The organism is Rhodopseudomonas sp. AAP120 (assembly GCF_001295845.1).
Classification (GTDB): Bacteria; Pseudomonadota; Alphaproteobacteria; order Rhizobiales; family Xanthobacteraceae; genus Rhodopseudomonas.
Window position 1 is genome coordinate 1 of the sequence record NZ_LJIC01000204.1, and the last position, 6474, is coordinate 6474.

Consider the following 6474-nt stretch of genomic DNA (forward strand, 5'->3'; position numbering starts at 1 on the left):
CCGCCGATCTGTCCCGCTTGACGACGCCTCGCGAAGCGCCCCTCACGGACAGGACGCGGCGGATTATAATCACAATAGGAATTTTGTCAAGGGGCGGTCGGCGTGATGGGTTTCGCTGCGCTCAACCCATCCTACGTACGGGGCATCTCGGTGTCTCGTGTCCCGGACGCGCTGCGGCACGTAGTGCCGCTGCGCAGAGCCGGGACCCCGGTTCGGGCGCCGCGGCACTGGGCGTTCAAACAAGAAACCGGGGTCCCGCATCTGCGGAGCAGCGCTGCGCGCTGCGCCGCGTGCGGGAGACGGGCGGGTGACTTTGCCCGTGTCCGGCTCTCGCGGTTCAGGTTCGTGTCCCGGACGCGCTGCGGCACGTAGTGCTGCTGCGCAGAGCCGGGACCCCGGTTCGAGCCCCCACAAAACTGGCTGCTTCCCGAACAAGAAACCGGGGTCCCGCATCTGCGGAGCAGCGCTGCGCGCTGCGCCGCGTGCGGGAGACGGGCGGGTGACTTTGCCCGTGTCCTGGCTCTCGCGGTTCAGGTTCGTGTCTCGCGGTTCAGGTTCGTATCCCGGACGCGCTGCGGCACGTAGTGCCGCTGCGCAGAGCCGGGACCCCGGTTCGGGGCTCGCGACACTGGCTGCTTCCCAAACAAGACACCGGGGGTCCCGCATCCGCGGAGCATCGCTGCGCGCTGCACCGCGTGCGGGACACGGGAGGCTGAGGACGCGTTGCGGTGTTGGGGAGGGCGCTCGCGACGGGGCCCAGCAAAAAGCCTCCGGAGCGGTGTCCGGAGGCTTTTGCTGGCGGGCGCGGTGAGCCGGCGAGGCGCGGCGCGGTTACTTCTTGGCCTTCTTGCCGGCCTTCTTACCTGCCTTCTTGGCGGTCTTCTTGGAAGACTTCTTGGCCGCGGTCTTGGCGGTCTTGGCGGTCTTGGCCTTCTTGCCCGCCTTTTTGGCGGTCTTCGCTGCGGTCTTCTTCGCAGCCTTCTTCGGCGCCTTCTTGGCGGATTTCTTCGCGGCCTTCTTGCCGGCCTTCTTGGCCGGGGCCTTCTTCGCCTTCTTGGCGGTCACTTTCTTGGCGACCTTCTTGGCCGCCTTGCTCGCGGCCTTGCGGGCCTTCTTGACCACCTTCGTGGCTTCGTCGGCGGCGGTGCTGATGGCGTCGGTCACCTGATCGATCAGCGGCTTGTCGTCGTCCATGTCGTCCCCCAAGGGTTTCGGAGCAGGGTTTGCAGAAGTCCAGACGGAATCGACGATAGCCGATTCGCGTCTGTTAGTAGCGATACTAACCGAAGTTGTTCAACGTTGACGCAGTTCGGCGTAGGCCGCAAGGGCCCGCGCGCGGCCGGCCTTGTGGTCGACCATCGGCGCCGGGTAGTTGCCGCCGAGCGTGACGCCGGCCGCGGCGAGCTCCACCGGCGTCGCGCTCCACGGCTGGTGGATGAATTTGCTCGGCATCGCGGCCAGCTCGGGCACCCAGCGCCGCACATAGTCGCCCTCGGGGTCGAACTTTTCGCCCTGCAGCACCGGATTGAACACCCGGAAATACGGCGCCGCGTCGGCGCCGCAGCCGGCCACCCACTGCCAGTTGGCGGGATTGCTGCCGGGGTCGGCGTCGACCAGCGTGTCCCAGAACCAGGCTTCGCCGAGCCGCCAGTCGATCAGCAGGTGCTTCACCAAAAACGACGCGACCACCATGCGGACGCGGTTGTGCATCACGCCCGAGTGCCACAGCTCGCGCATCCCGGCGTCGACGATCGGATAGCCGGTGCGGCCGCGCTGCCAGGCCTGCAGCGCCGCGTCGTCGCTGGTCCACGGAAAGTCGTCGAACGCCGGCTGCAGATTGCGCGCGGCGAGATCGGGATGATCGGCGAGCAGGTGACGACAGAACTCGCGCCAGCCGAGCTCGCTGAGGAATTTGTCGACGTCGGCGGCGATCGCCGGCCGCTCCGCCGCGGCGAAGCGGGCCGCGAACCACACCTGCCGCGGACTGATTTCGCCGAACCGCAGATGCGGCGACAGCCGCGAGGTGGCGGCGCGATCCGGCCGGTCGCGCTCGGTCGCGTAGCCGGGCTGGGCTGCGAGGAAGCTGCGGAGTTTGTCGCGCGCGGCGTCTTCGCCAACCGTCCAGGTGTCGCGCAGGCCGCCCGCCCAGTCCGGCGCGGTCGGCTCGAGCTGCCAGGACGCGAGGTCGTCGCTCGGCACGTCGGGCAGGGCACGTAGCCCGCTCGGCGCCGGCAGCGACTGCGGCGGATCGCCGAGGCTGAGCACGCGCCGCCAGAACGGCGTGAACACCCGCAGGCCGCGGCCTTCCTTGGTGCGGATCGTGTCCGGCGCGGCCAGCAGGTCGCCTGCGTGGCGGTGATACGCGATGCCGGCGACGCTGAGCGCCTCGGCCAGATCGTCGGCGACCGCGCGATGCGGCGCGATCTCGATCTCGTTCCAATGCACCGCGGCGGCGTCGCGCTGCCGCGCCAGCTCGGAGACGACGTCGGCGGCCGGACCGCGGCGCAGGATCAGCGATCCGCCCCGCGCCTGCAGCGACGCGGCGAGGGCGCGCAGCGACTGCGCCAGCCACCACCGTGACGCCGCGCCCAGCGGCCGGGCTTGCGGCGGCCGCAGCTGCGCGCTGTGCTCGTCGAACACGTAGACGCAGATCAGCGGAGCGCCGGTGGCCGCAGCTTCATGCAGCGCCGGATGATCGGACAGCCGAAGGTCGTCGCGAAACCAGACGATGACGGGGCGGGACGCGGCGTTGGCCATGAGCAATCCATCGGACGGGGAAATCGGGCGGCGGGTTCGGTTGCAGGGTTGAAACCGAAGCAGAAGTGAAGCGTATTGAAGATGATGGGGCAGTTTGCGGGAGGCTGACGTGAAGCGGTATGGGGTTCTTTATCTGGCGACGTTTCTGGTCCTGATCCCGCTGGATTTCCTTTTCCTTGGAACGATTGCGAAGAGTTTCTTCAACGCCCAGGTCGGCGACATGCTCGGTCCGGTGCGGATGCTGCCGGCGGTGATGTTCTATTTGCTTTACGTCGTCGGCATCCTGGTATTCGTCAATGGCTCAGCCACGGCAACGTGGCAATCCTCGTTATTGTTCGGGGCGCTGTTCGGACTGTTCTGCTACTCGACCTTCGAGCTGACTTCGCTGGCGCTGCTGAAGCACTGGACCTGGCCGGTGGTCGCGGTCGACATCTCGTGGGGCATGTTCGTGACCGCGGTGTCCGGCGCGCTCGGCCTGCTGTTGGCCGACTGGCTGTCGCCGCGCTGAACGGCCGAGCTTCCAAGCCGCGAGCTTCCAAACAGACTGACGAGCCAAGGCGCTACGGCCGCAGCTTCGCGTGCGGCCGTAGCATGCGGCCGTCTTGTTCATGTCGGTGTTGAGGCACCGGATGGCATTCGCGCGGCTGAACCTGACGCCGTCTCACTGCGACATTCTGGTAAGCAAACTGCCCCGAGAAAGCCTTCGCTGCGCCGCAACGCCGCCGGAGCGGCTTGCGATCTCATCGTCGGTGACCGCGGTCACTGCGACTTGTCCGCAACGCTGTCGATAACTCCGCAGCGTCGGGCAGGGAACTCGCAAGCGACGACGAAAGCTTAACCAAGCGTTTACGCCGGCGTGGAAATGCTGGTCGACAACCAACATGAAGAGCAAGGAACCATGACTGCCGCTGCCCTGGCCGACGAGATCGGCATCGAACCCCACCGGATTTCCGACCGCTACAGCGCCGCGCAGGCGCTCGGTGTCGTGCGCGACGGTGTGATCACCGGCGAGGGCCCGACGACGCGCGGCAGGGTCCATTTCTCACGGACGCTCGACGCGGCGGACGCCGCCTGGTGCATCCGTATTCTGACCGCCGCCGCGGTCGACCATCAGCCGATCAGCCGCGCCGAATGCGAGGCGCTGTTCGAGATCAACGCCGCCGCCGCCGAGCGCAAGGACGATGGCCGGTTCGACGACCTGTTCGCCAAGGCGGTGGTGCATCATGCCGCCGCGGCCTCGGGTCTGCCGGTGCCGTCGCGCAGCATCGCGCTGGCGCAGCATACCGAGATCGAGTCCTGGGCGCCCACCAAGGCGGTCGGGGTCAACACCGAAGTGCTGGAGTGGATCGCCCGCCAGATGCGCGGCAGCGCCCGCCCGAACAACCGCACGCTGATGCGGATGGTCGCCACCCTGGTCGGCGTCGCCACGCTGCCGCTGATCCAGCTGCCGAACGTGTTCGATCTGGGGATGTAAGTCCTCCGTCATGGCCGGGCTCGTCCCGCCTCGAAGGACGTCGACTGGAGCACCGTCATTGCGAGGAGCGTAGCGACGAAGCAATCCAGCTCCGTGCACGGCGCTCCTGGATTGCTTCGCTTCGCTCGCAATGACGGCTAGCACTACAGACAGTGCTTTAGACATGCGCAGAAAACGGCGGGGATTACTTCCCCGCCGTTTTCTTTTTGTCGGCGTCCTCAAGGCCCAGCGTGCGGCCGGGGAAGCCGGCGGTGTCGAAATAGCGCTGATCGCCGACGCGCTGGAAGGCCAGCACGGTGCGCAGGCCGTTTGCCGGCTTGGAGCGGATCACGCTGGACGTCGCCTTGGGCGTCGCGCCGCCCGGCATCGCTTCGGTCATCACCCGGCCGACCAGGCTGCCCTTGTTGGACGGCGTCAGGCCGAGCAGATGCGCGGCGGTGAAGCCGACATCGGCGTTGCTGACGGGCAGGGGATCGACGAAGCCGGCTCTGAAGCTCGGGCCGGTCGCCGCCATGAAGTTCATGGTGTCGCCGCGGCTGAACGAGCCGTGCATGCCCTGGCCCTGTCGCAGCACGGTGTCGGCGACCTGCACCGAGCAGGTGGTCGGCTCCGCGCAACCCGAGGCGTAGGAGCGGAAGTTGACCACGATCGCCGGCGTTGGCGTCCGCGCCTGGCCCTTCAGGTTGAGCGCCGACATCGGCAGGGCGCCCGGGAAGCTGCCGAGCGCATCGTCGACGAACAGCCCGCTGACATAGTCCTGTTCGAGCAGCGCCTTGATGGTCCGCGCCGCCAGCTTCTTGTCCTTGGTCGGCAGATAGATCAGGTCCGAGCCGCCATTGGTGGCGACCACCACGTCCGGCTTGGTCGGATCCTTGCCGAGCACGCCATTGCCGGCCTTGGGATGGGCGCCATCGCCGACCGGCTTGTTGCCGTCGTTCGGGTCGGACAGCGGCAAATCGAGCGCCTTGGCGAGATCGATCGCGACGAAGCCCATCGGCAGGAAGCCGGCGGGGGTGTCGGCATAGCTCTGCTTGGCGGACGGGCTGGTCTTGCTCTCCTTGGAGATCGTCGAGAAGCCGTGGTCGGCGGAGACGATGATGTTGGTCGAGGCGGCGAGCCCGAGTTCATCCAGCGCCTTGCGAAGCTGGGCGAGGTTGTTGTCGGCGTTGCGGATTCCGGCCATCGAGGTCGGGCCGTTGATGCCCGGGACGATCTGGTTGAGGCTGTCGCCGTGATTGTGCTGGCTGCCGTCCGGATCGCGCGACCAGAACACCAGCACGAACGGCTTGCCGCGCTCTTTGAACAGCGGCAGCACCACCTTGGTGGCGACGTCGGCGAAATAGGCCTGCTGCGGAATATTGGCCACCACCGTGCCGGGCGTCTTGGCGTCGCCGGCCTTGGCGTTGTCGCCGCGGGACGGGGTGGCGGTCGGCAGCCCCGCCTTTTCCAGCGCCGCCTTGATCTCGTCGGACAGCGGGACGCCCTTCGGCGTGCCGGTGGAGTCGTCGAACACCACCGAATGCAGGCCGGGCTTGTCGGCGCGGTCGGTGTGATCGAACAGCAGGGTCGGGCCGACCTTGCCGATCGCCGCGGTCGAGAGGCCCTTGTCGCGGGCCAGCTTCAGCAGCGTCTCCTCGTTGAGGTAATTGCCGTCGAAATGATTGTCGATGTCGCCCAGCACGTCGTCGTTCTCGATAAACGGAACCACGGTGTTGCCGGCCGGGACCGAGGGGTAGCCGGTGTAGATCGTGTTGGAGAAGGTGCCGGTGTCGCCGAGATAGTGGCCGGTGGCCATCGCCGAGCTGTTGGCCATGGTGAAGGTCGGAAACAGCGAATGCGGATTCCGAAAATTGACCCCCTGGTCGCGCAGCGCCGCCATGGTGGGCGCGGTTTCCCGTGTCACGGTCAATGCGCGCAGGCCGTCGGGAATGAACAGAATCAGGTTGCGGGGCTGGCCGTTCTGGGCGAAAGCGGAGGCGGTCGACAGGAGGACGAGGCCCGCGACGAGTGGGGTGAAAATGCGACGCATGGATATCCCTCGAGCTGGAAAACGGGGGGCCGGCGACGCACCCCTTCGCATTAACTAGTTTTCCTCGGCGACAGAATTGTTACAAGCACACGCGCAATGCCGATTGCCGTCCCGGCCGGGAGGGCAGAACCACCCCAAGGTCGCAAGCAACAAGAACATGTTCAAACGCATCCTGATCGCCAACCGTGGCGAGATCGCCTGCCGGGTCATCAAG

General features: G+C 67.0%; 5 protein-coding genes. 2 read left to right on the plus strand and 3 right to left on the minus strand.

What is annotated here, in order from left to right:
* Positions 1–831: 831 nt before the first annotated feature.
* Together IP86_RS26530 and IP86_RS26535 are read right to left on the minus strand one after the other, a co-directional pair.
* On the minus strand, positions 832–1194 hold the full coding sequence (locus IP86_RS26530) for a hypothetical protein (RefSeq protein ID WP_054165449.1): 363 nt from the start codon (positions 1192–1194) through the stop codon (positions 832–834).
* A gap of 99 nt (positions 1195–1293) precedes the next feature.
* Positions 1294–2757 carry a cryptochrome/photolyase family protein gene (locus IP86_RS26535; protein ID WP_054165450.1) on the minus strand — a complete coding sequence of 488 codons (1464 nt, stop codon included), beginning with the start codon at positions 2755–2757 and terminating at the stop codon, positions 1294–1296.
* A gap of 109 nt (positions 2758–2866) precedes the next feature.
* On the opposite strand from IP86_RS26535, the gene IP86_RS26540 reads away from it, so the two are divergent.
* The gene (locus tag IP86_RS26540) at positions 2867–3265 is read left to right on the plus strand and encodes a DUF2177 family protein (protein ID WP_054165451.1); all 399 of its coding nucleotides are present in this window, start codon (positions 2867–2869) and stop codon (positions 3263–3265) included.
* 390 nt (positions 3266–3655) lie between these two features.
* Positions 3656–4231, plus strand: coding sequence for a hypothetical protein (locus tag IP86_RS26545; protein WP_054165453.1), 576 nt, complete (start codon positions 3656–3658; stop codon positions 4229–4231).
* 184 nt (positions 4232–4415) lie between these two features.
* Here the strand turns inward: IP86_RS26545 and IP86_RS26550 are convergent, their stop codons facing one another.
* Positions 4416–6260, minus strand: a complete 1845-nt coding sequence (locus IP86_RS26550) for an alkaline phosphatase family protein (RefSeq protein ID WP_054165452.1) — start codon at positions 6258–6260, stop codon at positions 4416–4418.
* Positions 6261–6474: the final 214 nt, after the last annotated feature.